We start from the raw sequence: 24,881 nt of genomic DNA, 5'->3' as shown, positions 1-24,881 counted from the left end.
AAAATATTCACTGCATTTGTTAGCTGATTGTTCACATTTAGTTATAAAAAAAGCCCATCTTTCGATGAGCTTTTAAGCTGTTATTTTTACGTCAATAAATTTACTTTAATAAAAAATTAACCACAGTTTGCTTGGGTAATTTTCTTAGTAACTGGATCGATGGTCACTGTAATTCGATTTGCACGGTAATCCATCGTCACTGGCTGTCCAGGCGCTATTCTACGAATAATTTCAGATTGAGTTTTTTGTTTAATCTGGCCATCAGTTAAACCCATTTGTCCTACCAAAACTTTCGCTTCCTCTGCTAAGCATTCTTTTGAACTGTCTCGGAAATATTTCCACTCTTCAATAACCTGATTATTTGGCAAATGGCAATAAGCTACCTGACCGCTCATCTCATTTTTGATTTCTAATTTTCCACCTTGGTTAATACAATACTCACTCGCAGGATTGGCTAGAGCTAACTTTGGTGCAAGAGCACCTGTGTTGTGTACAGTTGAACAGGCTGCAACTGAGGAAATTATAAAGCCTAGTAACGCTATTTTTTTCATGATTTTGAATTCTTAGTAAAATTCAAAGATATCAAAAATAGGAATATTATCAATGTTGTTATTTAAAAAAAATAAGCTCATTTTTGGATGAGTTATTTTTCTTTACAATCTTTTATTAGTTTATTAAAAAATCAAAGTAGTCGTTTAATCTTTTTTTTAAATTTAATTCTATCGGTTTTTGGAATTACCTTTAATACCCCCCTGTTTTGGGGTGAATAACAATATTATCTTAATTTAAATTAAATCCTTTTTTCACTCATGATTATTTAAGGTAACGCCATCCAATTTAAACTTACTTCATCCTCTTTTAATTATTTTTAATGATTTTTTTCGACAATTATTTCTATGGCGCAACTGCTTATAGCTTTTACGTCTTTCAAAATTAGAATTTTAGACAGGCGTATAACCTTGTTATTATTATTTCCAATAAGTTACAGAAAAGCATTTATTTTATTATTTTATTATTTTAATTATATTGACCTATTTATCATTTATTTCGTATTTTAGGTAAATTATTTTATATAAATCCAAAACAACATTTGTTTAATGCTGCATTCCCTTTATATGTGCTGAAAATTAAAAAAATGACAATAAAAATCTCATTTTTCGGTGAGCTTTTTTTGAACAGATTAAATCACAGCTTCAGTTTTAAATTGTGGATGCTGTAATCGATATAGAATCAATGCTTCCTTTTCCTTATCTAAAAAAAATTCTGACTCTTGCTGCCATGTAGATTTACAGCCATCAAAATGTGTATTGTCAATAGTCCAATTGGAAACCACACCATAAATAAAAGACTGATCTGCAAACACTAATTTAGATTGATTGCCAGTTTCACTTTTAAAAACCTTATGCGTTGGTAAAGAACCAAACACATGAAAGCGAGTGTACAAATATTTATAAGTAAGATTCATGGTAAAAGTATTCTCCGCTACATTGAACTATAGCAGGAAAGTACAAATTCCATTACAGGTAAAACCAGATCTAAGGCAATAAAAGCCCATGAATTTAACGCAGTTTAATTCATAGCCTATGAGGGCGACCTGATTTTTTTGAGTGATCCTGCTTTTTCTAAAACTTCTACCATTTCAATAAAAATTTGTCGAGGCATGCCAACCAAGCGCTTGAATTCAGAATTTGAAAAAAGATTTAATTTCTGATATCTCAGTAAATTTATATTAAAGTGGTTTTTACTTTCGCCGGAGGTCTATTAATTAAATAGAAAGTTTTATTGAACAAAAGATGATTTAAAAATTAGATTTGATGCACCCTTGCTGATGCAAGCGGTTAGATTTTTTATCTTACATCAGAGGATTATAATCAAGATTGAATGATAAGATGCTATTGCTGAAAGCTCCATTGCTTCACGTTTACTTCTCTGTGGAACATTTCTAAACAAAAATATCCATACAATTAATTATAGAAACAGTCAATTTACATAAATTTCTAAAAACTCATTAAACTATACTGAATAACATAATAAAGACCCATAAACTTTTAGTTTTACTGAGCGGTATTTAATTCCAAAATAACTTAAAAAATATTAAAATAGTCACAACTAAAAGGCGTATAGGAAATAAGATTAAATGTCGATGGATCAATATACAGGATTAGAATTTTTAACTGCTCTCAAAAATGGTGAAATTCCACATGCACCCATGGCCAGAACCATTCCCATGAAACTGGTGGATGTACAAGAAGGTTATATCGTGTATGAGGTTACGCCCAGTGAAGAACATATTAATTTACAAGGTGGCGTACATGGTGGTTTTTGTGCCACGGTTCTAGACAGTGTAACGGGTGGAGTTGCCCACTCGATTATGGACAAAGGCAATCGCTTTGCTACTGTTGACCTGAATATAAAAATGATCCGCCCCATGCAGGTGGGAAAAATCTATCGAGGCATTGGGCACTTGATTAATGCAGGACGGACAATTGTCAGTACCGAAGGAAAAATTATGGATGAAAATAATAAAATTTATGCGCATGGTACTGCGACATTAATGATTATTCGAAAATAAATAAAAAGAGCAGTCTCTATTCAAAAAGATACTGCTCTTTATTTGATAATTTAAGTAATAGGTATAGGGTCTTAATACCCGCTACCCAACATCTATACGAATATTATTTACCATATGCACTAAGCGTGGAGCAATTTCATCTTCCAGCTTTTCACGGCTTAAAATAAAGCTGGGTCCACCACAGTTAAATACCAGTAATCCATGCTGATCATGATAATAAGGCGCGGCTACTGAATTCACATCTTTCTGCCAGTCACCGACCGAGAAACAATATCCGAAATCTTGATAATCTTTAAAAGCTTTATCTAATTCACGATTTATTTTTATCCAGTCTTCTTTGTGTTTGGCACGAATGGCATTCAATAGAAACTCACGCTCGTCTTCCGGCATTGCTGCCAGACATGCACGACCCACTGAACTTAAATGAAGGGGTAAATAAGTACCCACTTGGCGTCGCATAGTGACATTACCCTTGCCTTGCACGACATCTAGGTAAATCATGTTTAAGCGATCTCGGGTTGCCATGGCAACAGCTGCACCTGCGTAATCCGCTAATTCTTTCATGTACGGATGTGCAATCGAACGGATTGAAAGATTCGATAACATCGAATAACCAAATGAAAGCACCCCAACAGAAAGCTGAAATTTACTTGAGTTTGGTACTTGTTTTAAATACCCCAAACGTGAAAGCGTATGGGTTAAACGGGTAATGGTCGGTTTCGGCAAACCCGTCATTTGGGAGAGTTCTTGATTGCCTAAATATTGATGTTTTGGGGTAAAACAACGTAACAGTTCCAAGCCACGGGCAAGAGCGGTAATATATTGGCGATCATTTTCCTCCTGCATATCCTCAATAGGATCCAGGAGTTCATATCGTAAAGGAGCTAATAGCTTCTCCGCTTGTTCCGATTCCGTCACTTCAGTCATTTAAATGGCCTAATTTCTTTAATTCTGTTTCGCAATGCGAAAATTATAATATAAATATCCTATTAATAGCAAAGAAGCAACTTATAAAAAGTTGCTTCTTTATTCATCTTAACATGGCTTTTAAGAGGGATTAACCAATAATACCTTTGCTTCGTAGTTCTGCTAATTTTTCAGCATCGGCTACACGCGCCAGAATTTCATTGGTATGTTCACCCAGCATTGGAGGAGCTTGCTTGTATTCCACCGGAGTTCGAGAAAGTTTGATTGGAGAACCAATCACTTTCAGCTTATCTTTTAAAGGATGCTGCATTTCAACCAGCATATTTCTGGCTTTCACTTGCGGCTCTTCAAAGGCTTGCTCAAGGTTATTGATTAATCCAACCGGTACTTTCACTGCATGAATTACTTCAACCCAATGCTTCGCATTATCGCTAAGGAAATGTGCAGACAATAACTCGCCAATTTCACTGCGGTGTTTAATCCGTAATGCGTTGGTGGTAAAGCGTGGATCCTTTGGTAATTCCGGCAAGCCAATCGCATTGCTGAGTGACACGAATTGTTTGTCATTACCGCATGCAATAATAAAGTCTTGGTCTGCTGCTTTAAACACCTGATAAGGCACAATATTGGCATGCGCATTACCATAACGACCCGGCACTTTACCTGATGCTAAATAGTTCATGCCTTGATTGGCTAGAGTGGCCACTTGCACATCCAGCAATGCCATATCAATGTGTTGACCTAGACCAGTAATCGTACGATTCCACAATGCCGCTTGAATGGCAATAGTTGAATACAGACCTGTAGTTAAATCAGCGAAGGCTACACCCACTTTTTGTGGACCTCCACCCGGTAAATCATCTTTTTCACCGGTCACAGACATTAAACCGCCCATGCCCTGAATGATAAAGTCATAACCCGGTTCAGGTGCACGTGGGCCGGTTTGACCAAACCCGGTAATTGAGCAATACACCAATTTCGGATTGATGGCATTGAGGCTATCGTAATCCAGTCCGTATTTTTTCAGCGAACCGGCTTTATAGTTTTCAATCATCACATCAGAGTCTGCAGCTAAAGCGCGGACCAATTCCTGACCTTCAACAGTCGAAATATCAATCGCAACAGAAAGTTTATTTCGGTTCGCAGATTGGTAATAAGCTGCTTCACGTGTGTCCTCGCCTTGATTGTTCTTCATCCAAGGCGGACCCCATAACCGGGTGTCATCACCCGTTTCTGGACGTTCAACTTTAATCACTTCTGCGCCTAAATCCGCGAGGATTTGACCACACCAAGGACCTGCAAGTACGCGACTTAAATCCAGTACGCGAATACCCTCTAATGCACCCATGTGTCTTTACCTTTATACGCGTTCAATAACCATTGCGAGACCTTGTCCCACACCAATACAAAGACTGATCACGGCATATTTTTTGCCGCTACGTTGCAGTTCACGTGCCGTTGATAATGCCAGGCGAGCACCCGATGCACCCAGTGGGTGACCGACTGCAATGGCACCACCATTTGGATTTACACGCGGATCATCCAGTGCAACGTCCAAACCTCGAAGGCAGGCCAACACTTGAGAGGCAAAGGCTTCATTGATCTCGATAATGTCCATGTCTGCCAAGGTCAGGTTGGCACGTTTTAATGCCAGTTTGATTGCCTCAACGGGACCTGCGCCCATAATACGAGGCTCAATCCCTGCTGCACCCGATGCCAAAATCTTAGCAATCGGCTTAAAGCCCAAGGTTTGCTCAGCTTGCTGGGAACCAATAATTAATGCCGCAGCACCATCGTTGACCCCTGAAGCATTACCCGCAGTGACGACACCGCCCTCAAACAATGGTTTCAGTTTTTGCAAAGCTTCCATATTAGACGATGGGCGTGGATGCTCATCAAGCGCGACTAATTTAGGCGCTAACTTACGACCTTGCGGCACTTCAATACCGACAATTTCACCTTCAAAGAAACCGGCCTGTTTTGCCGCTTCATATTTGGCTTGCGATGCTGCGGCAAAGGTATCTGCATCTTCACGACTAATGTTATATTCAACTGCAACGTTGTCGCCAGTTTTTGGCATGGTGTCATCACCAAACTGCTTTTCAAGGGCAGGATTTGGGAAACGCGCACCAATCGCAGAATCGAACACTTTAAAATCACGACCAAAAGCTTTTTCAGATTTGGCAAATACAAATGGCGCACGCGACATCGACTCGACCCCACCCGCGATAAAAATCTCGCCTTCGCCACAGCTAATGGCACGCGCTGCATCAATGACAGAGGCTAAACCAGATGCACACAGACGGTTCACGGTTTGCGCCGGCGTTTTTACATCCAAACCTGCAAGCAATGCGGCATGACGTGCGATGTTACGGCTGTCTTCACCGGCTTGGTTAGTGTTACCCAAAATCACTTCATCATAGATATTATTCGGTAAATTGTGTTTTTCTACCAAGGTTTTAATTACATGCGCAGCCAGGTTGTCGGGACGAATCTTTGCAAGCTCACCGGCATGACGACCAAATGCGGTACGTACGCCATCATAAATATAGGCATTTAGCATAAAAAATTCCTTTTGACTTGCTTAGACAGCTGCGCTGTGAAGTAAAGATAAATTCAGTTGTGCACGACGTTTGAGCCATGGGCTTGGACGGTAGCGCTGATCACCGGTATTGGCATAGATTCGCTCTAGAATCAGCAAAATACGTTGGCTACCCAATACATCTCCCCATGAAATTGGACCATGCGGATAACCCAGACCCAGTTTCACCGCCTTGTCGATATCTGATGCTGTGGCAATTTGTTGTTGAGCAATATCACACGCCAGATTGACCACCATTGCCAATACACGCTGTGCCACAAAACCAACGCTTTCAGCAATCACCGTCACGCCTTGTCCATCTTGGGCAAAAATGGCATGCGCCTGTTCGATGTAATTTTTCGCGGTCACGATAGACGGCATCAAGGTGCGGTGCTTGGCAAAATCGGTCAGCAAATCAATACTCACGGCACGGCTTGCATCGACATTGAAGCGGATCGCTGCCGTTGTCGTGTCTTCACCATAAGTAGCTAGGATGATTAAGCTGTCTGCCGCAGGTTGTTCTGCGCTGTCCAATACGAGACCTTGCATGCGGATGTAATCACGTAATACGCTGGCATCTTGCTCACGATCCGCCGTAATCCATACTGCATTAAAGTTTGTTACTTCTGGAACAGCTGATACAGGTGCTTCATTGGTCTTTTTGCCATCATTATATTTATAAAAGCCTTCACCAACTTTACGACCAATTTTCTTTCCAGCCAACATTTGACGGGTTAAAGCATGCGGACGGTAACGGTCTTCCTGATAGAACTGATTAAAAATCGATTCCATCACCGGATGCGATACATCCAGTGCAGTCAGGTCAAATAATTCAAGCGGCCCCATACGGAAACCGGCACCGTCACGCAATATCCGGTCGATCTCTGAAATAGAGGTAACACCTTCACCCAACGCTTTTAACGCTTCGGTGCCGTAAGCACGGCCAGCATGATTAACGATGAATCCAGGAGTATCTTTGGTACGGACACCAAAATGTCCCATGCGCTGCGCCAGTTCTAACAAATCTGCAACCACTTGTTCTTCTGTTGCAAGCCCTGCAATCACTTCGACAATTTTCATTAGTGGCACAGGGTTAAAAAAATGGAAACCGGCCATCCGCCCTTGATATTGAAGATTTGAGGCAATTGCGGTTACAGACAATGAAGATGTATTGGTGGCTAAAATCGTGGTTGGTGCAACAATCGCTTCAATTTGTTTAAACAAACTTTGCTTGATCTCAAGGTTTTCGATGATGGCTTCAACCACCATATCCACACCGGCAATCTGTTCAATACTGTCTAAAACCATAAAACGCGCCAAAGTTTCATTCAGCACCTGTTCCGTGAATTTACCTTTGGCCTGCAATTTTTCCAGCATGGTTGTGAGTTTGGCCAAGCCGGCTTCTGCGGCACCGGCTTTTACATCAAATAAGCGAACTTCAACACCGGCTTGCGCAGCAATTTGCGCTATGCCCATGCCCATTACACCAGTGCCGATCAACGCAATAGATTGAATGGTCATATCTTATTCTCCCCTGTACTGTGCAGGACGTTTTTCAAAAAATGCGTTTACACCTTCTTTTTGATCTTGGGTGTCAAATAGAATATGGAAGGCTTTACGCTCTAAGGTTAGTGCACCTTGCAATGACAAGTCTTGACCCAAGTTGGTCACTTCTTTAATTTGCTGCACCGCAATTGGAGAGAAGCTCGCGATGGTTCTTGCAATCTCAAGTGCATGGGCAATGGTATTTTCATCTTCAACCACCTCAGACACCAAACCCATTTGACTTGCTTCTTCAGCACTGATGAATTTACCCGACAACAGCAACAGCATGGTTTTAAACTTGCCAATGGCACGCAGCAAACGTTGCGTACCGCCCGCACCCGGCATGAGTCCCAGTTTCACTTCAGGTTGTCCGAATTTTGCCGACTGCCCGGCAATGATGATGTCAGCATGCATCGCCAGTTCACAGCCGCCACCCAAGGCATAGCCGTTGACCGCCGCAATAATCGGCTTAGTGCAATCGACAATGCTTTGCCAGTACTGTTCGGTATGACGCAGATACATTTGCGCTGTAGTTGCAGTGGTAAAGTCCTTAATGTCCGCGCCGGCGGCAAACACTTTTTCCCCGCCGGTCAGTACAATCGCGCGTACAGCGGGGTTCTGGTTTAACTGCTGAAAAGTGTGTGAGAGTGCCTGACGTAATTCCAGATTGAGTGCATTCCTTGCTTCGGGTCGATGAATTTCTACAATCGCCACGCCATCTTCTTGAATATTCAGTTTCAATATTTGGGTGCTTTCCATAATTTTCTCATTTCGCACTGCGGTACAATAAAACCAATATACATAGTTTTTACGATGATTCAAGCTTACCTTAGGGTGCTTAAATATTTTATCTAGGTGCAAAATAAATTAATTTATATTAATAACAACAAGTTATACACAGGATATAAATAAAAGTAAATACCGCATAGCGATATTTACTTTTATTTATGTTGTTTAGTTGTGATTTTTTGATTAGTATCCAATTAAATTTAGCTTAGTGACTAGATCTTGTTCGATTTCTGCTTATTCAAAACCGAACAGGATTTACATCCTAAAAACGGAGTTAGGACATGATTCGTGATCAGGAAACCTTAGACCAGTTAGTCGATATGATTCGTCAATTTGTTGAAGGTGTATTAATCCCAAATGAAGAACTCGTTGCTGAAACAGATGAAATTCCTGTAGAAATCGTGCAGCAAATGAAAGAGTTAGGATTGTTTGGTTTAACCATTCCTGAAGAATATGAAGGTCTGGGTCTGACTATGGAAGAAGAGGTGTATATCGCCTTTGAACTGGGTCGCACCTCTCCTGCTTTCCGTTCGCTTATTGGTACCAACAACGGTATTGGTGCTTCCGGCCTGATCATTGATGGTACAGAAGAACAAAAACAATATTTCCTGCCGCGCTTAGCCAGTGGTGAAATTATTGGATCATTCTGCCTAACCGAACCGGATTCTGGTTCTGATGCTGCATCTTTAAAAACAACCGCAGTAAAAGATGGTGATGAATACATCTTGAATGGTACAAAACGCTTTATTACCAATGCCCCACATGCCGGTGCATTTACGGTAATGGCACGTACCAATCTTGAATTGAAAGGTTCAGCTGCAATTTCGGCATTTATTGTTGATAGCAAAACCCTTGGTATTTCTCTAGGTAAACGTGACAAGAAAATGGGGCAAAAAGGCGCACATACCTGTGATGTGATCTTTGAAAACTGCCGCATTCCAGCATCTGCATTGATCGGGGGTGTCGAAGGTGTTGGTTTTAAAACGGCAATGAAAGTGCTTGATAAAGGTCGTATTCATATTGCCGCAATAAGCGTTGGTGCAGCAACTCGCATGTTAGAGGATTCACTTCAATATGCAGTGCAACGCAAGCAATTTGGCCAAGCGATTGCAAACTTCCAGTTGATTCAAGGCATGCTAGCCGATTCAAAAGCTGAAATTTATGCAGCTAAATGTATGGTACTTGATGCGGCTCGTCTACGTGATGCAGGCAAAAATGTCAGTACTGAAGCTTCCTGCGCAAAAATGTTTGCTACAGAAATGTGTGGCCGTGTGGCAGACCGTGGTGTGCAAATCCATGGGGGTGCAGGTTACATCAGTGAATATGCTATTGAACGTTTTTACCGCGATGTGCGTTTATTCCGTTTATACGAAGGTACAACTCAAATTCAACAAGTAATTATTGCGCGTAACATGATTAAAGAAGTTACGCATTAACAGTTTGGCTGAGTCACTCTCCTTGCGACTCAGTCTTTTTTTATAAGGTAATGGATTATGGCTGTTAATACTTTATCCAAAATTAATTCAAACACATGGAAAATTGCATTTATTTTTGCGTTCTTGGCCTTATTGGTTGATGGCGCAGACTTAATGCTTTTATCTTACAGTTTAAGCAGTATTAAAGCTGAATTTGGATTAACAACGGTCGAAGCAGGGATGCTTGGAAGCTTTACTCTGGCAGGTATGGCGATTGGTGGTATTTTTGGTGGATGGGCATGTGATAAGTTTGGTCGCGTGCGCACTGTAGTTGTCTCGATTTTATTGTTCTCTGTATTGACTTGTGGTCTTGGTTTTACTCGGTCTTTTGCAGAATTCGGCACTTTACGTTTCTTCGCCTCCCTCGGTTTGGGCTCTTTATATATTGCCTCTAATACGTTGATGGCAGAATATGTGCCGACAAAATACCGTACAACTGTACTTGGTACACTCCAAGCAGGTTGGACAGTGGGTTATATCGTAGCAACCTTGCTTGCAGGCTGGTTAATTCCAGACCATGGCTGGCGTATGCTGTTCTACGTGGCCGCGTTACCGATTGGTTTGGCCATTCTGATGCATTTAATGGTGCCAGAACCTGCTGCATGGCAAGAAAACCGTTTCAAGAAAGTAGAAGTGACAGACAAACCTGCTGAATCAACCTGGAAAATGATTTTTCAGGACAAGAAGAACCGTAATATGTTCATTCTTTGGGCATTAACAGCGGGTTTCCTGCAATTTGGTTACTATGGTGTAAACAACTGGATGCCAACATACCTAGAAACTGAATTGGGTATGAAATTTAAAGAAATGACGGCTTATATGGTCGGTACATATACCGCAATGATTCTGGGTAAAATCCTTGCTGGCTATATGGCAGATAAAATTGGACGACGTTTTACTTATGCATTCGGTGCCATTGGTACAGCAATTTTCTTGCCTCTGATTGTATTCTATAACTCACCAGAAAATATTCTTTATCTATTGGTGATCTTTGGCTTCCTATACGGTATTCCATATGGCGTAAATGCAACGTATATGACTGAAAGTTTCCCGACAGCCGTACGTGGTACCGCAATCGGTGGTTCATACAATGTGGGTCGTCTTGGTGCTGCCATTGCACCTGCGGTCATTGGTTACTTAGCAAGCGGTGGTTCTATTGGTCTTGGTTTCCTTGTAATGGGTGCAGCATACTTTATTTGTGGTGTGATCCCTGCTCTGTTCATCAAAGAAAAACAATACGATCCACAAAAATCATAAATTTTTAAACACATTAAAAAAGTCTCTTAGGAGGCTTTTTTTATTTGAAAAATATAAAATTAGACTTCATAACAAATTTTAAAAATGATAAAATACCGCCAAGCGAAATAAGGTTTTACATTATGGATGATATAACTAGAGAATCGATGGAGTTTGACGTCGTTATCGTAGGCGCAGGCCCTGCGGGTCTTTCTGCAGCGATCAAAATCCGCCAACTTGCAATTGCAAACAATCTAAACGATCTGTCCGTTTGTGTCGTGGAAAAGGGCTCTGAAGTCGGTGCACATATTCTGTCGGGTGCAGTACTTGAACCGCGTGCCATGAATGAGTTGTTCCCGGACTGGAAAGAACAAGGCGCGCCGCTTAATGTGCCTGTAACCGAAGACAAAACATTCTTCCTGCTTTCAGATGAAAAATCACAGGAAGCACCGCACTGGATGGTGCCAAAAACCATGCACAATGATGGCAACTATGTCATCTCGCTTGGCAATGTGGTGCGCTGGTTAGGCAGCAAAGCCGAAGAACTGGAAGTTTCCATTTTCCCGGGCTTTGCCGCTTCAGAAATCCTCTATCATGCAGATGGTACGGTAAAAGGCATTCAGACCGGTGACATGGGCATTGGCAAGGATGGCGAACCGACGCACAACTTTACCCCGGGTTATGAACTGCATGCCAAATACACCATTTTTGCTGAAGGCTGCCGGGGTCATTTAGGTAAACGCCTGATGGCACAATACAATCTGGATAAAGATGCTGATCCACAGCATTACGGCATCGGGATTAAAGAGCTTTGGGAAATTGATCCGGCAAAACATAAACCGGGTCTGGTCATGCACGGTGCAGGCTGGCCTCTTGCCGAGACCGGTTCTTCAGGCGGCTGGTGGCTGTACCACGCTGAAAACAACCAGGTGACCTTGGGCATGATCGTCGATCTGTCCTATACCAACCCGCACATGTATCCATTTATGGAAATGCAGCGCTGGAAAACCCATCCTTTAATCAAGCAGTATCTGGAAGGTGGCAAGCGTATTTCTTATGGTGCGCGTGCCGTGACCAAAGGCGGTTTTAACTCGCTACCGAAATTCACTTTCCCTGGCGGCTCTTTGATTGGTGATGATGCCGGCTTCCTGAACTTTGCCAAGATCAAAGGCTCACATACTGCGATGAAATCCGGCATGCTCTGCGGTGAAGCGGTGTTTGAAGCGATTGCAGCTGGTGTGGAAAAAGGCGGTGATCTGGCGGTTGCGCGTGTTGTAGAAGGCGAAGATTTCTTTGCTAAAGAATTGACAGCTTATACCGAAAAGTTCAACCACAGCTGGTTGAAAGAAGAGCTGTATAACTCGCGTAACTTTGGCCCGGCGATGCACAAGTTTGGTCAGTGGATGGGCGGTGCGTTTAACTTTATCGATCAGAACGTGTTTAAAGTTCCATTCACTTTGCATGATCTTGTTCTGGACTACGCGGTACTAAAAACTCAGGCAGCGGAAAGCTTTAAGCCAACCTATCCAAAACCGGATGGCAAGCTGACCTTTGACCGTCTGTCTTCGGTGTTTGTATCCAATACCGTACATGAAGAAAACCAGCCAGCGCATTTGAAGCTGACCGATGCCTCGATTCCGGTGAATGTGAACCTGCCGAAATGGGATGAGCCTGCGCAGCGCTACTGCCCGGCTGGGGTCTATGAAATCATGGAAAATAATGATGGCTCAAAACGTTTCCAGATCAATGCAGCCAACTGTGTGCACTGCAAGACCTGTGACATCAAGGATCCGTCCCAGAACATCACTTGGGTAACGCCGGAAGGTGGTGGTGGTCCGAACTATCCGAATATGTAATTTGGTGACGTTTGGAAAGATAATGTTTAGCATCTCACAAAAAAGTGCCTGAACATTATCCTACCCACAATGCAGACGTTTGAATAACGCCTTCATTTATTTTTTTAGGTAATCTGAGTCTCCCAGGAGGCTCAGATTAAAAATATTTTTACTGACTATTCACATGAGTTAAAAATTAAATGTGAATCATTTTAATAAAACTGCTTATTTGACACTGACTGATAATTTTCATGATGAATTTTTTATCTCATAAATTAAGACAATTATAAAAACTCATGTAAATAAATTTTTATAAAAACGCTTTATCAATATGGTGCCGAAATCTTCTGAACTCGCACTACTATCTTGTTGATATCATAAATATATTAGATAATACAAATAATATCTTAATCTATATAAAATCATGTCAAACGACTGTATTTACTTACTTATTAATTTATCTTGATATACGTTAAAAACACAAATACATGAAAAATTCATAATAAATACTATTTTATTTAGCATACTCCTATCTGAACATAGTTCTTCAATGCATGTTTTCCGAGTAGAAGTCTTGTAGCTGTATTACACAACTTCTATAAATTTTGAAGAAAAACTTACTCAAAATCAGTTGAGGTCTAATGATGATAAAAACAACTCTAAGCGTATTAGGACTATCTTTAGTTTCTAGCCTAGCTCTAGCTTCCGATCCCTTACATGGCACTAAATGGAAAACTATTGATGATGTGACTAAAAAACCATTATCAGTTGTGCAGTTTACTGAAACCTCTAACGGTGTGCTCTCTGCAAAAATCGTGGATGTTCTGGAAGCGAGTGAAAGTGAAAAATGCACAAAATGTGCGGGTAAATTCCATAACAAACCACTTAAAGGTATACAGATTGTCTCAGGTCTGAAAAAGACTGCAAACAATGTGTATGATAACGGGAAAATTACCGACCCTAAAAATGGTAAAACCTATAGCTTTAATGCCAAGCTATCTCAAGATGGTAAAACCTTGGCGGGTCGTGGATATATTGGTATTTCTGCTTTAGGACGTAACCAAACTTGGGTTCGTGTCAACTAATCCTGATTGAAGTATTTAAAAAAGCGACTTTATTAAGTCGCTTTTTTATTGGTAGGCATAACCGCTAATAATCGACTGTCATAACAATGAATATCGGTGTTATTCAAACCTGAATACTTTTAATATTTTTAATTTTCTCAAATTTCTGCTCCTCCCGTTATTTAGCATACTATCGGGAGGAATGCAGATTGTGAGAGAAAATAAGCAATCAATCTTAAGCAATATCTTCCACTAAATTCAGTTCCTGACGCATCAATTCCTGCAATTTGAACTTTTGCGCTTTGCCTGAAGCTGTCATTGGAAATTCGGTAAAGAAGCGCACATATCGCGGTACTTTATTGTGAGAGATATGTTCAGCGCAGTATTCACGAATGGTTTTTTCATCGGTTTGATGGTCGTCATGTAAAATAATACATGCACACAACTCTTCACCATATTTGGCATCCGGTAGCCCAATCACTTGCACATCGGACACATCGGGATGGGTATATAAAAAGTCTTCAATTTCTTTGGGGAATAAATTCTCGCCGCCACGAATCACCACGTCTTTAATTCGGCCTTTAATTTTCACAAAGCCATCTTCATCCATTTCGGCAATATCACCGGTGTGCATCCACTTGGCAACATCAATCACTTCCTGAGTTTTGTCGTTGTCTTCCCAATAACCCAGCATGACCGAATAACCACGTACACAGAGTTCACCAAGTTTTCCACGCGGTACCACTTTGCCATTTTCATCAACAATCTTGATTTCAAGATGTGGATGTACCCGGCCGACAGTTCCGACACGGCGTTCGACCGAATCTGAAGTCGAGCTTTGCACACTCACAGGTGCAGTTTCAGTCATACCATAACAGATGGTGATTTCGGCCATATGCATACGGTCAATTACACGCTGCATAATTTCACGCGGACACGGGCTGCCCGCCATAATACCGGTACGAAGGCTGGAAAGATCGAACGCATCGAACTGCTCATGCTCAAGCATGGCAATAAACATGGTCGGAACGCCGTAAGCGGCCGTGCATTTTTCTTGCTGAATGGTTTTTAAAGTGTCGAGCGGATTAAAAACCGCCGATGGATAAACCATGGTTGAACCATGAGTAATACAGGCCAAATTACCCATCACCATGCCAAAACAGTGGAATAATGGCACCGAAATGCAGACCCGATCCTGTGCGGTTAGATGAATCGCTTCACCGACAAAATAACCATTATTTAAAATATTATTATGCGTCAGCATGGTTCCTTTCGGATTACCCGTGGTGCCCGAGGTAAACTGAATGTTAATGGTTTCATCAAATTGTAAATCAGCGGCAATCTCTTGTAATTGCTCTAACTGAACAGCGGTCGGTTCTGGCAACAAGTCAGCAAAACGATGAATACCGATATGCTGTTCATGATCAATTTTAATCACGTGCTTTAAATGCGGCAGGCGTTTTACAGAAAGTCGTTTATCTACCGATTCGGTAATTTCAGGGGCAATTTTAGTTAAAATTTCCTGATAATTACTGGTTTTAAATTGTGCTGCAATCACCAATGCCTTGCAGGACACTTTATTCAGTACATATTCAAGTTCACTACTTTTATAGGCTGGATTCAGATTGACCAGAATTATGCCGGCTTTAAAGGCTGCAAACTGGGTGATGGTCCACTCCACACAATTTGGCGACCAAATCGCAATTCGGTCGCCCTTTTCCAAGCCCAATTGAAGCAGGCTACAAGCAAATGCATTGACCTGATCCTGCAGCTGTTTATAGCTTAAGCGTACATTTTGATGCACGCTGACCACAGCATCCTGTTCAGCATATTGCTGACATGCCTGATCAAACTTTTCACCAATGGTCATCCCAAGTAAAGGCTGACTGCTTGCTCCATAGGCATAACTTAACCGTACTTGTGTCATTGAATCGCTCTCCTTGATTCTTTGTAATTATGATTCTTTCACTTTAATTGTTTTGACTCAGACGACTTTTCCAAACAGCCTTATTTTTGTGTTTAACTGATCACTCACCCTCCTTTAAATAAACGCCACTCACACAAAAATCGGCAATCTGTTTGACAAAATAGTCTTTATACGCCTGATCAAACCTGACACTTTTAGAAGGATTCAAGGGTTCAATCACCACAAAAGTCATGGCACCCACCACACACAAGGCTGCGGTATTTAAATCTTCAAATCCAAACTCACCATTGATTTTACCTTCGGCAAGTATTTCATTAATGCTTTGTTTAATCAGTTGCTTGCTGCGAAAACGCTCATGTTCGAGTAAAGGATCGACAGGTTCAAACATCAGCGAATACGCAAGTTGGGGGCTGTTCAATGCACGTTTAACAAAAGTCGTCACTGCCTTGTGTAATTTTTCAGTTGCAGAAAGATCACTTGCAGCAATGGTGTTCAAAACTTGAACTTCATACTGAATGGATTCTGACAATACCTCAATTAACACCTGACTTTTGTTATCGAAATAACGATAAACCAGACCACTGGATACGCCTGCACGATCAGCAATTGCCTGAATTTGCGCATCTTTAAAGCCCCCTAGAGCAATCAGTTCACGCGCAGACTGCAAAATCGTTTGACGGTTTTGCTCCATTCGTTCCTGCATCAATGATGATCTTTTATAACTCATAATCTTATTCTCATCCAGCTAAAATGAATTGTAAATCATTTTGTGAATTTTGATTCACTTTTTTAAAAAATAGTTGTATTGTAAAAATCAAGCACAACAAAAATGCTTTTGGAACAACAAATATAACCATCAGGATGAATGAAGAAATGAATCTACAAAGCTTAAATTTCGGTTTGGATGAAACGTTAATTGCCCTTAAAGATTCAATCGCAGCATTCTGTGCAAAGGAGATTGCACCGATTGCTCAGCAAGTTGATCAAGACAATGAATTCCCCGCTCACCTGTGGAAAAAATTTGGTGATATGGGGCTGCTTGGCCTGACTGTAAGCGAGGAATACGGTGGAACGAACCTGGGTTATTTGGCCCATATTCTTGCGATGCAGGAAATTTCTCGCGCATCCGCCTCTATTGGCCTGTCTTACGGCGCTCATTCTAACTTATGTATCAATCAAATTAATCGCAATGGTTCTGAACAACAAAAACAAAAATATTTACCTAAACTGATTTCCGGCGATTTTGTCGGTGCTTTGGCAATGTCTGAACCCAATGCAGGTTCCGATGTGGTCAGCATGAAACTCAAAGCCGAAGATAAAGGTGATCATTACCTGCTGAATGGTTCAAAAATGTGGATCACCAACGGTGGCGATGCTGACGTATTGGTGGTTTATGCCAAAACTGATCTGCAAGCTGGTTCTAAAGGCATGACGGCTTTTCTGGTTGAGAAAAGCATGCCAGGTTTTAGTCATGGCACGCATTTAGATAAATTAGGCATGCGCGGATCAAACACCTACCCGCTTTTCTTCGACAATGTAGAAGTGCCGAAAGAAAATGTGCTAGGCGGTGTGGGCAATGGCACCAAAGTTTTAATGAGTGGTTTGGATTATGAACGTGCTGTTTTAAGTGCCGGCCCGCTAGGCATTATGGATGCCTGTCTGGACACGGTAATTCCCTATATTCACGACCGCAAACAGTTTGGTCAGGCACTCGGTGAATTCCAGTTGATGCAAGGCAAAATTGCCGATATGTATTCGACTTGGCTGGCTTGTAAAGCGCTGGTTTATGCCGTGGGCGCTGAATGTGACAAGGCTGATCATAGCCGCAGCTTACGTAAAGATGCAGCCAGTGCAATTTTATATGCTGCTGAAAAAGCCACCTGGATGGCAGGTGAAACCATTCAGACCTTAGGCGGCAATGGTTATATCAATGAATTTGCAGCAGGCCGTTTATGGCGCGATGCCAAATTGTATGAAATTGGTGCGGGAACTTCTGAAATCCGTCGCATGCTGATCGGACGTGAACTGTTTAATGAAACAGCTTAAATCACGAGCGCTTGGCACAATGAATAATAAGGAAGTTTGAACATGAATATATTACAAAGCAAAATTAATATTCGAAGCGAAGATTTTAAAACCAACCAGACTGCCATGCAGATTTTGGTCGATGACTTAACACAAAAAGCGCAAAAAATTGCTTTAGGCGGCGGTGAAAAAGCGCGCGAAAAACATTTGGCCCGCGGCAAACTTTTACCACGCGAACGTGTTGATCATCTGATTGATGCCGGAACTGCCTTTTTAGAAATTGGGCAACTGGCGGCTTATCAAGTTTATCCAGATGATGTGCCGGCTGCCGGCGTGATTGCCGGAATTGGTCAGGTGAATGGCGTGACCTGCATGATTGTCGCCAATGATGCCACGGTAAAAGGCGGCACTTATTATCCGCTGACAGTAAAAAAACATTTACGCGCTCAAGAAATTGCCGAACAAAATCATTTGCCATGTATTTATCTGGTCGATTCAGGCGGCGCATATTTACCCATGCAGGATGAGGTGTTCCCGGACCGTGATCACTTCGGTCGTATTTTCTATAACCAGGCGCGCATGTCAAGCCAAGGTATTGCTCAAATTGCTGTAGTGATGGGTAGCTGTACCGCAGGGGGGGCTTATGTCCCGGCCATGTCGGATGAAACCATTATCGTGCGTAATCAAGGCACCATTTTCCTGGGTGGCCCGCCTTTGGTGAAGGCTGCGACGGGTGAAGTGGTCAGTTCCGAGGACTTAGGCGGCGGTGATGTGCATACTCGTCTTTCTGGGGTGGCCGATCATCTGGCTGAAAGTGATGAACACGCGATTGCCCTAGCCCGAAATATTGTGGCGAATTTAAATAAAAAACCCAATAAAACTGCAGATGAAATTGAAGCACCGTTATTTGATGCTCAAGAACTTTATGGTGTGGTGCCCAGTGATGCACGTAAGCCCTTTGATGTGCGAGAAGTGATTGCCCGTATTGTCGATGGTTCACGTTTTGACGAATTCAAAGCCCGTTTTGGTACCACGCTGATTACCGGTTTTGCTGAACTTTTCGGTATGAAAGTCGGCATCATCGCCAATAATGGCATTCTGTTTTCGGAATCTGCACAAAAAGGGGCGCATTTCATTGAACTGTGTACCCAGCGCAACATTCCCCTGCTCTTTATTCAGAACATTACCGGCTTTATGGTCGGTCGCCAGTATGAAAATGAAGGCATTGCCAAAAATGGTGCCAAACTGGTGATGGCGGTGGCCAATGCCAATGTACCAAAATTGACTTTAGTGATAGGCGGATCATTTGGTGCCGGCAACTATGGCATGTGCGGTCGTGCCTATTCTCCACGCTTTCTGTGGACTTGGCCAAACTCGCGTATTTCGGTGATGGGTGGTGAACAAGCTTCAAGCGTACTTTCTACCTTAAAACGTGACCAGATTGAACAAAAAGGTGAAAGCTGGTCAGCCGAACAGGAAGATCAATTTAAACAACCGATTCGTGATCAATACGAGCGCCAAGGTCATCCTTATTATGCTTCAGCGCGTCTTTGGGATGACGGTGTGATTGATCCTGCGCAAACGCGTCAGGTCTTGGGCTTAAGTTTGGCAGCTGCGCTGAATGCGCCCATTTTACCCACCAAATTTGGCGTGTTCCGCATGTAGGGGGTAAAAATAATGAACTATCAATTTTTACAACTCGAACAACAGAGTCAGGTCGCTACGGTCTGGATTAACCGCGCTGAATTGCACAATGCCTTTAATACCAACGTTATTGAAGAATTACAGCATTGTTTTACTGCATTAAACAGTCGTGATGATGTGCGGGTGGTGGTTTTGGCTGGACGCGGAAAAAGTTTTTCAGCCGGTGCCGACTTGAACTGGATGAAACAGGCCGGACAAGCATCTCAAGCGGAAAATGAAGCCGATGCCTTAAAGCTGGCAAAAATGTTGCAAAGTCTGGCGACTTTAAAACAGCCGACTATTGCCCGTGTGCATGGAATCGCGTTTGGTGGCGGCATGGGGCTGGCTTCAGCCTGTGATATCTGTATTGCCAGCATGGATGCCAAATTTGCCACGTCTGAGGTTCGTTTAGGTTTAGCGCCATCGACCATTAGCCCCTATGTGATTCGTGCCATCGGTGCCCGTCAGGCTTCGCGCTACTTCTTAACCGCAGAACGGATTACTGCCGAGCAAGCGCACAAAATCGGTCTGGTTCATGAGGTTACAACGGTAGAAGAACTGGATAGCAAGATTGACGAAATGGTTCAAGCCTTGCTTTTGGGTGGCCCTCAAGCACAGGCATCATCGAAACAACTGATTCAAATGGTCGACCAACAGGTATTAACCGAAGAATTACTGCTGCAAACTGCTCAACATATTGCTCATATACGCCAAGGATCAGAGGCCAAGAATGGCTTGAGTGCTTTTTTGGATAAGCAAAGTCCTTCCTGGATTATCTCTACAGCACAACAATAATAAGGATCATACAATGTTTGAAAAAATCTTAATTGCAAACCGTGGTGAAATCGCCTGCCGTGTGATTCGTAGCGCAAAAAAACTTGGAATCGCCACGGTGGCGGTCTATTCAGATGCCGATGCCCAATCGCAACATGTCAAACTAGCCGATGAAGCGATTTATATCGGCGAATCCCCTGCCGCACAAAGTTATTTACAGATGGACCGCATTATTCAGGCTGCGGTAAAGACCGGTGCTCAAGCGATTCATCCAGGGTATGGCTTCTTGTCTGAAAATGACCAGTTTGCCGAAGCCTGCCAAGCCAACAACATTATCTTCATTGGTCCACCGGTAGCCGCTATTTTGGCTATGGGTTTAAAAGCAACCTCGAAAACCTTGATGGAAAAAGCCGGTGTTCCGCTGACCCCGGGCTATCATGGCAGCAATCAAGAGGCTGAATTTTTAAAGCAACAGGCCGATGCAATTGGTTATCCGGTCTTGATTAAAGCCAGTGCCGGAGGTGGTGGGAAAGGCATGCGTCTGGTTGAACGCAGTGAAGATTTTCTGGGTTCACTGGCATCTTGTAAAAGCGAGGCCAAATCGAGCTTTGGTAATGATGAAGTGCTGATTGAGCGCTATGTGATTAATCCGCGTCATATTGAAGTACAAGTCTTTGGTGACTCACACGGCAACTATGTGCATTTGTTTGAACGTGATTGTTCGGTACAGCGCCGTCATCAAAAAGTGTTAGAAGAAGCCCCAGCGCCATTGGTTTCACAAGACAAACTTGATGCCATGCGCCAAGCCGCCATTGATGCCGCACGTGCGGTCGATTATGTCGGTGCAGGAACGGTCGAATTTATTGTCGAGCAAGATGGAACCGCGTATTTCATGGAAATGAATACCCGTCTACAGGTTGAACATCCGGTCACTGAAATGATTACTGGGGTTGATCTGGTGGAATGGCAATTGCGTGTTGCTTTTGGTGAGCCACTACCAAAACAGCAAGATCAGTTAAAGATTCACGGTCACGCCATTGAAGCCCGTGTTTATGCCGAAGAACCGGAAAAAGGCTTTATTCCTGCGATTGGGCAAATCAGCTATCTACACTACCCTGAACAAAATCAGCATGTTCGTGTCGACAGCGGTATTGTTCAAGGCGATGAAATCAGCAGCTATTATGATCCGATGATTGCCAAACTGATCGTGTGGGGCGAAAACCGTGAAGCGGCTTTATTGCAAATGCATCATGCCCTGGGTCAGTTCCATGTCGATGGTCTGGGTAATAATATTGCCTTCTTGGACCGTATTATTCGCTGTGATTCATTTAAAAATGCCGAATTGGATACCAACCTGATTCAGCGTGAAGATGAATTCCTGTTTAAGAATATTCCATCATTACAACCGGAGTTGGTGGTTGCCACGGCATTGACTGAATTACTCCTGCGTTTTAGCAAGAATAAACCGGCAAGCAATCCGGTCTGGCAAAGTGAAACACTATGGCGCATCAATATTAGTCCAAGTTATGCGATTAAATTAAAGTTAGACGAGACCCTTATCCAAGTCAATTTAAGCGCTGAAAAAAAAGCTTTTGTTGCTGAATATCAAGGTGAAAAATTCCATATTTCCGGACAGCTTTTAAATAGCAATAGCGCACATTTCAATATTAACGGCAAACAAGACAAAATTGCGTTTAGCCAAAATGCACATGGCCTCACTATTTTCAAAAATGGTCAAAGCCACAAGTTCAGTTATTTGAATCAGAAATTCAATTCTGAGGATGCACAAAGCACTGAAGGCAATCTAAAAGCACCCATGCCGGGCGTGATTACCCAAGTTCTGGTTGGCGCCAATGATCGGGTGAAAAAAGACGATGTGCTAATGACCCTTGAAGCCATGAAAATGGAATATTCAATTCGCGCACCATATGACGGCATCATTGCAGCTTCCTATTTCCAGGCTGGTGACCAGGTCAAAGCCGGCGATGAACTGGTGGAATTTCAGGCCTTGGCGGAGGAAGTTGCATGAATGACTTTGTCAAAATTGTAGAAGTCGGTCCGCGCGACGGTCTGCAAAATGAAAAGACCCCTTTGACGCTTGAGCAGCGCAAAGACTTTATTCTGGACTTGATGCAAACAGGCTTAAAGTCGATTGAAGTGGGTTCTTGTGTTTCGGCAAAGTGGGTGCCGCAAATGGCAGATAGTGATTTGCTGTTTAGCCAGTTGCCACAAGATCCCAATATTCAGTTCAGCTTGCTGACCCCAAATTTAAAAGGCTTTGAGTCGGCTTTAGCAGTCGGTTGTAAAGAGGTTGCGGTATTTACCGCAGCTTCTGAAAGTTTCGCCCGCAAGAACATCAACTGTTCCATTGATGAAAGCTTTGAAAAATTTGCCGATGTCATGGCAGCAGCCAAAGCCAATGATATTAAAGTGCGTGGTTATGTCTCCTGTATGGTCGATTGTCCTTATGAAGGGGCAATTGATCCTCAGCAAGTCGTCAAAGTCAGCAAGCGACTATTGGATATGGGCTGCTATGAAGTGTCCTTAGGGGAAACCATTGGTACCGCCACTCCGGATCGGGTCAAACAAGTATGGGAGGTTTGTTTGGCCGAATTGGACAGCCAGGTTTTAGCCGGACATTTTCATAATACTTACGGCATGGCCATTGCCAATATTTATCAATCGCTTACTCAAGGCATTCGGGTTTTTGATTCTTCGATTGCCGGTTTAGGCGGTTGCCCCTATGCCAAAGGTGCTTCGGGCAATGTTGCCACGGAAGACTTGTACTATCTTTTATCCAAGATGGGCTTTGAAACTGGTATTAATCTGGATGCCTTAATGCAGGCCAGCCAAAACATCAGTCAGGTATTAAAGCGCAACAATCCATCCAATTATGCCAATGCCTATTGGCAAAACAAGTGTGCTTAAACGCTGCATGATTTTCTCATCGCCAAGAAATCATGCAGGAAGTTTATAAAAAATTAAAGTTCGGTCATACACGGCCTGACCATAAATAAAAAAGAGGGATCAAATGCCAAATAAGGTTTATGAAAGTGCACAAGCGGCATTACAAGATATTGTCAAAGACGGTCAAACCTTGGCGGTCGGTGGTTTTGGTTTATGTGGTATCCCGGAAGCTTTAATTGCAGCGCTTAAAGATACGGGTGCCAAACAACTGACCTGTATTTCCAACAATGCCGGCGTCGATGGTTTTGGTTTGGGACTTTTATTAGAGACCAAACAAATTAAAAAAATGATTTCATCTTATGTCGGTGAAAACAAAGAATTTGAACGTCAATATTTGAGCGGCGAACTGGAAGTTGAACTAACACCGCAAGGTACTTTAGCTGAAAAACTTCGTGCCGGTGGTGCAGGTATTCCGGCCTTTTTCACTCAAACCGGTGTCGGCACTTTAATTGCCGAAGGCAAAGAAGTTCGTGAATTCGATGGCAAAGAATTCATTCTGGAAAATTCCTTAACTGCCGATATTGCCTTGATCAAAGCCTATAAAGCCGATAAAGCCGGCAATTTGATTTTCCGTAAAACCGCACAAAATTTTAATCCGGTCTGTGCTATGGCCGGCAAAATCAGCATTGCTGAAGTGGAAGAAATTGTAGAAATTGGTGATTTGGATCCCGATGAAATTCATCTTCCCGGCATTTATATCAACCGGATTGTTTTAAATCGTAATCCTGAAAAACGCATCGAACAAATGACATTAAAAACGGAGGCGGTATAAATGGCTTGGACGCGCAATGAAATGGCACAGCGTGCCGCTTTGGAACTGGAAGATGGTTTCTACGTTAATTTAGGCATCGGCTTGCCGACATTGGTCGCAAACTATATTCCTGAAAATATGGATGTCTGGTTACAGTCGGAAAATGGCCTACTCGGTATTGGTGAATTTCCAACTGAAGCAACGGTAGATGCCGACCTGATCAATGCCGGCAAACAAACGGTCACTGCGCGTAAAGGTGCGGCGTTTTTTTCCAGCGCGGAATCTTTTGCGATGATTCGTGGCGGTCATGTCAACATTGCCATTTTAGGTGCCATGGAAGTTTCCCAAACAGGTGATTTGGCCAACTGGATGATTCCGGGTAAAAAAGTCAAAGGTATGGGCGGTGCCATGGATCTAGTCGTAGGTGTACAAAAAGTAGTGGTGTTGATGGAACATTGCGCCAAAAATGGTACGCCAAAAATTGTGGATCAATGTGCCTTGCCACTGACGGGTAAAGGCGTGGTACACCGGATTATTAGTGACTTAGGTGTACTGGATATTACCGCTGACGGGGTCAAACTGGTTGAACTGGCAAAAGAGGTCAGCTTTGAAGATATTCAAAAAGTCACCGGTGTCAAACTGCTTCAATAATGCTGTGTTGCTGTGATCTTCTATTCCCGCTCTCCCCTTAAAGCTGACCAAAGTTTTAAGGGGAAATCATTTCTGGCAT

The 24,881-nt window shown here is 42.6% G+C and carries 21 protein-coding genes and 1 pseudogene; 12 read left to right on the top strand and 10 right to left on the bottom strand.

The features are described 5' to 3' along the window. Positions 1 to 116: 116 nt before the first annotated feature. The 3 genes and pseudogenes from E0H80_RS07800 to E0H80_RS07790 all read right to left on the bottom strand — a co-directional run. Positions 117 to 551, bottom strand: coding sequence for an I78 family peptidase inhibitor (locus E0H80_RS07800; RefSeq protein ID WP_131364678.1), 435 nt, complete (start codon positions 549 to 551; stop codon positions 117 to 119). Between the two features lie 629 nt (positions 552 to 1,180). Further along, positions 1,181 to 1,465, bottom strand: a complete 285-nt coding sequence (locus E0H80_RS07795; RefSeq protein ID WP_131364676.1) for a hypothetical protein — start codon at positions 1,463 to 1,465, stop codon at positions 1,181 to 1,183. A gap of 112 nt (positions 1,466 to 1,577) precedes the next feature. Beyond that, a pseudogene (locus E0H80_RS07790) lies at positions 1,578 to 1,719 on the bottom strand (IS5/IS1182 family transposase); the annotation flags it as partial. A 418-nt stretch (positions 1,720 to 2,137) separates the two neighbouring features. Between E0H80_RS07790 and E0H80_RS07785 the strand changes: the two are divergent. Continuing rightward, complete coding sequence (locus tag E0H80_RS07785) at positions 2,138 to 2,572, top strand: PaaI family thioesterase (RefSeq protein WP_131364674.1); 435 nt, start codon at positions 2,138 to 2,140, stop codon at positions 2,570 to 2,572. A gap of 81 nt (positions 2,573 to 2,653) precedes the next feature. Here E0H80_RS07785 and E0H80_RS07780 read toward each other — a convergent pair whose 3' ends face one another. From E0H80_RS07780 to E0H80_RS07760, 5 genes are all read right to left on the bottom strand, one after another. Then, on the bottom strand, positions 2,654 to 3,499 hold the full coding sequence (locus E0H80_RS07780; protein ID WP_067867166.1) for an IclR family transcriptional regulator: 846 nt from the start codon (positions 3,497 to 3,499) through the stop codon (positions 2,654 to 2,656). 130 nt (positions 3,500 to 3,629) lie between these two features. Further along, entirely contained in the window at positions 3,630 to 4,847 is a 1,218-nt protein-coding gene (locus E0H80_RS07775; protein ID WP_067867168.1) for a CaiB/BaiF CoA transferase family protein, read from the bottom strand. 12 nt (positions 4,848 to 4,859) lie between these two features. Next, positions 4,860 to 6,062, bottom strand: a complete 1,203-nt coding sequence (locus E0H80_RS07770; protein WP_131364672.1) for a 3-oxoadipyl-CoA thiolase — start codon at positions 6,060 to 6,062, stop codon at positions 4,860 to 4,862. A gap of 21 nt (positions 6,063 to 6,083) precedes the next feature. Then, on the bottom strand, positions 6,084 to 7,601 hold the full coding sequence (locus tag E0H80_RS07765) for a 3-hydroxyacyl-CoA dehydrogenase (protein ID WP_131364666.1): 1,518 nt from the start codon (positions 7,599 to 7,601) through the stop codon (positions 6,084 to 6,086). A 3-nt stretch (positions 7,602 to 7,604) separates the two neighbouring features. Continuing rightward, the gene (locus tag E0H80_RS07760; RefSeq protein ID WP_131364664.1) at positions 7,605 to 8,384 is read right to left on the bottom strand and encodes an enoyl-CoA hydratase; all 780 of its coding nucleotides are present in this window, start codon (positions 8,382 to 8,384) and stop codon (positions 7,605 to 7,607) included. 311 nt (positions 8,385 to 8,695) lie between these two features. Here E0H80_RS07760 and E0H80_RS07755 point away from each other — a divergent pair, with 311 nt between their 5' ends. The 4 genes from E0H80_RS07755 to E0H80_RS07740 all read left to right on the top strand — a co-directional run bounded on the left by E0H80_RS07755 (position 8,696) and on the right by E0H80_RS07740 (position 14,045). Next, positions 8,696 to 9,850: an acyl-CoA dehydrogenase family protein gene (locus tag E0H80_RS07755; RefSeq protein ID WP_131364662.1), complete on the top strand. Its 1,155-nt coding sequence runs from the start codon at positions 8,696 to 8,698 to the stop codon at positions 9,848 to 9,850. Between the two features lie 57 nt (positions 9,851 to 9,907). After that, positions 9,908 to 11,146 (top strand): MFS transporter, encoded by a 1,239-nt coding sequence (locus tag E0H80_RS07750; protein WP_067867178.1) that lies wholly within the window; start codon positions 9,908 to 9,910, stop codon positions 11,144 to 11,146. Positions 11,147 to 11,268: 122 nt separating this feature from the next. Then, positions 11,269 to 12,981, top strand: coding sequence for an electron transfer flavoprotein-ubiquinone oxidoreductase (locus tag E0H80_RS07745; RefSeq protein WP_131364660.1), 1,713 nt, complete (start codon positions 11,269 to 11,271; stop codon positions 12,979 to 12,981). A 626-nt stretch (positions 12,982 to 13,607) separates the two neighbouring features. Beyond that, positions 13,608 to 14,045 (top strand): DUF2147 domain-containing protein, encoded by a 438-nt coding sequence (locus tag E0H80_RS07740; protein ID WP_416224582.1) that lies wholly within the window; start codon positions 13,608 to 13,610, stop codon positions 14,043 to 14,045. 214 nt (positions 14,046 to 14,259) lie between these two features. Here the strand turns inward: E0H80_RS07740 and E0H80_RS07735 are convergent, their stop codons facing one another. Both E0H80_RS07735 and E0H80_RS07730 read right to left on the bottom strand, forming a co-directional pair. Next, positions 14,260 to 15,951, bottom strand: a complete 1,692-nt coding sequence (locus E0H80_RS07735) for an AMP-binding protein (RefSeq protein WP_131364658.1) — start codon at positions 15,949 to 15,951, stop codon at positions 14,260 to 14,262. A gap of 100 nt (positions 15,952 to 16,051) precedes the next feature. Continuing rightward, on the bottom strand, positions 16,052 to 16,678 hold the full coding sequence (locus E0H80_RS07730; protein ID WP_131364656.1) for a TetR/AcrR family transcriptional regulator: 627 nt from the start codon (positions 16,676 to 16,678) through the stop codon (positions 16,052 to 16,054). A 146-nt stretch (positions 16,679 to 16,824) separates the two neighbouring features. On the opposite strand from E0H80_RS07730, the gene E0H80_RS07725 reads away from it, so the two are divergent. The 7 genes from E0H80_RS07725 to E0H80_RS07695 all read left to right on the top strand — a co-directional run bounded on the left by E0H80_RS07725 (position 16,825) and on the right by E0H80_RS07695 (position 24,802). After that, positions 16,825 to 17,997, top strand: a complete 1,173-nt coding sequence (locus E0H80_RS07725; protein WP_131364654.1) for an isovaleryl-CoA dehydrogenase — start codon at positions 16,825 to 16,827, stop codon at positions 17,995 to 17,997. 42 nt (positions 17,998 to 18,039) lie between these two features. Then, a complete protein-coding gene (locus E0H80_RS07720; RefSeq protein ID WP_131364652.1) occupies positions 18,040 to 19,641 on the top strand; it encodes a carboxyl transferase domain-containing protein in 1,602 nt (533 codons plus the stop codon). A 12-nt stretch (positions 19,642 to 19,653) separates the two neighbouring features. Beyond that, positions 19,654 to 20,454 carry an enoyl-CoA hydratase/isomerase family protein gene (locus E0H80_RS07715; RefSeq protein ID WP_131364650.1) on the top strand — a complete coding sequence of 267 codons (801 nt, stop codon included), beginning with the start codon at positions 19,654 to 19,656 and terminating at the stop codon, positions 20,452 to 20,454. A gap of 13 nt (positions 20,455 to 20,467) precedes the next feature. Next, entirely contained in the window at positions 20,468 to 22,462 is a 1,995-nt protein-coding gene (locus E0H80_RS07710; RefSeq protein ID WP_131364648.1) for an acetyl/propionyl/methylcrotonyl-CoA carboxylase subunit alpha, read from the top strand. Continuing rightward, positions 22,459 to 23,361, top strand: coding sequence for a hydroxymethylglutaryl-CoA lyase (locus E0H80_RS07705; RefSeq protein ID WP_131364646.1), 903 nt, complete (start codon positions 22,459 to 22,461; stop codon positions 23,359 to 23,361). Before E0H80_RS07710 ends, E0H80_RS07705 begins: the two co-directional genes overlap by 4 nt. A gap of 103 nt (positions 23,362 to 23,464) precedes the next feature. After that, positions 23,465 to 24,172, top strand: a complete 708-nt coding sequence (locus E0H80_RS07700) for a CoA transferase subunit A (RefSeq protein ID WP_131364644.1) — start codon at positions 23,465 to 23,467, stop codon at positions 24,170 to 24,172. Further along, positions 24,173 to 24,802, top strand: a complete 630-nt coding sequence (locus E0H80_RS07695) for a 3-oxoacid CoA-transferase subunit B (protein ID WP_131364642.1) — start codon at positions 24,173 to 24,175, stop codon at positions 24,800 to 24,802. Positions 24,803 to 24,881 lie beyond the last annotated feature (79 nt).

Origin of the sequence: Acinetobacter sp. ANC 4779, from assembly GCF_004331055.1 — a bacterium.
GTDB lineage: Bacteria > Pseudomonadota > Gammaproteobacteria > Pseudomonadales > Moraxellaceae > Acinetobacter.
Note: the sequence above shows the minus strand (reverse complement) of the source record. Positions and strands in the feature narration are given on the sequence as shown.

Coding starts and splice junctions, on each gene's coding strand:
- E0H80_RS07715 (WP_131364650.1), top strand. CDS start 19,654: ATGAACTATCAATTTTTACAACTCGAACAACAGAGTCAGGTCGCTACG.
- E0H80_RS07755 (WP_131364662.1), top strand. CDS start 8,696: ATGATTCGTGATCAGGAAACCTTAGACCAGTTAGTCGATATGATTCGT.
- E0H80_RS07795 (WP_131364676.1), bottom strand. CDS start 1,465: ATGAATCTTACTTATAAATATTTGTACACTCGCTTTCATGTGTTTGGT.
- E0H80_RS07770 (WP_131364672.1), bottom strand. CDS start 6,062: ATGCTAAATGCCTATATTTATGATGGCGTACGTACCGCATTTGGTCGT.
- E0H80_RS07775 (WP_067867168.1), bottom strand. CDS start 4,847: ATGGGTGCATTAGAGGGTATTCGCGTACTGGATTTAAGTCGCGTACTT.
- E0H80_RS07730 (WP_131364656.1), bottom strand. CDS start 16,678: ATGAGTTATAAAAGATCATCATTGATGCAGGAACGAATGGAGCAAAAC.
- E0H80_RS07785 (WP_131364674.1), top strand. CDS start 2,138: ATGTCGATGGATCAATATACAGGATTAGAATTTTTAACTGCTCTCAAA.
- E0H80_RS07720 (WP_131364652.1), top strand. CDS start 18,040: ATGAATATATTACAAAGCAAAATTAATATTCGAAGCGAAGATTTTAAA.
- E0H80_RS07750 (WP_067867178.1), top strand. CDS start 9,908: ATGGCTGTTAATACTTTATCCAAAATTAATTCAAACACATGGAAAATT.
- E0H80_RS07700 (WP_131364644.1), top strand. CDS start 23,465: ATGCCAAATAAGGTTTATGAAAGTGCACAAGCGGCATTACAAGATATT.
- E0H80_RS07735 (WP_131364658.1), bottom strand. CDS start 15,951: ATGACACAAGTACGGTTAAGTTATGCCTATGGAGCAAGCAGTCAGCCT.
- E0H80_RS07780 (WP_067867166.1), bottom strand. CDS start 3,499: ATGACTGAAGTGACGGAATCGGAACAAGCGGAGAAGCTATTAGCTCCT.
- E0H80_RS07745 (WP_131364660.1), top strand. CDS start 11,269: ATGGATGATATAACTAGAGAATCGATGGAGTTTGACGTCGTTATCGTA.
- E0H80_RS07725 (WP_131364654.1), top strand. CDS start 16,825: ATGAATCTACAAAGCTTAAATTTCGGTTTGGATGAAACGTTAATTGCC.
- E0H80_RS07765 (WP_131364666.1), bottom strand. CDS start 7,601: ATGACCATTCAATCTATTGCGTTGATCGGCACTGGTGTAATGGGCATG.
- E0H80_RS07705 (WP_131364646.1), top strand. CDS start 22,459: ATGAATGACTTTGTCAAAATTGTAGAAGTCGGTCCGCGCGACGGTCTG.
- E0H80_RS07695 (WP_131364642.1), top strand. CDS start 24,173: ATGGCTTGGACGCGCAATGAAATGGCACAGCGTGCCGCTTTGGAACTG.
- E0H80_RS07710 (WP_131364648.1), top strand. CDS start 20,468: ATGTTTGAAAAAATCTTAATTGCAAACCGTGGTGAAATCGCCTGCCGT.
- E0H80_RS07800 (WP_131364678.1), bottom strand. CDS start 551: ATGAAAAAAATAGCGTTACTAGGCTTTATAATTTCCTCAGTTGCAGCC.
- E0H80_RS07760 (WP_131364664.1), bottom strand. CDS start 8,384: ATGGAAAGCACCCAAATATTGAAACTGAATATTCAAGAAGATGGCGTG.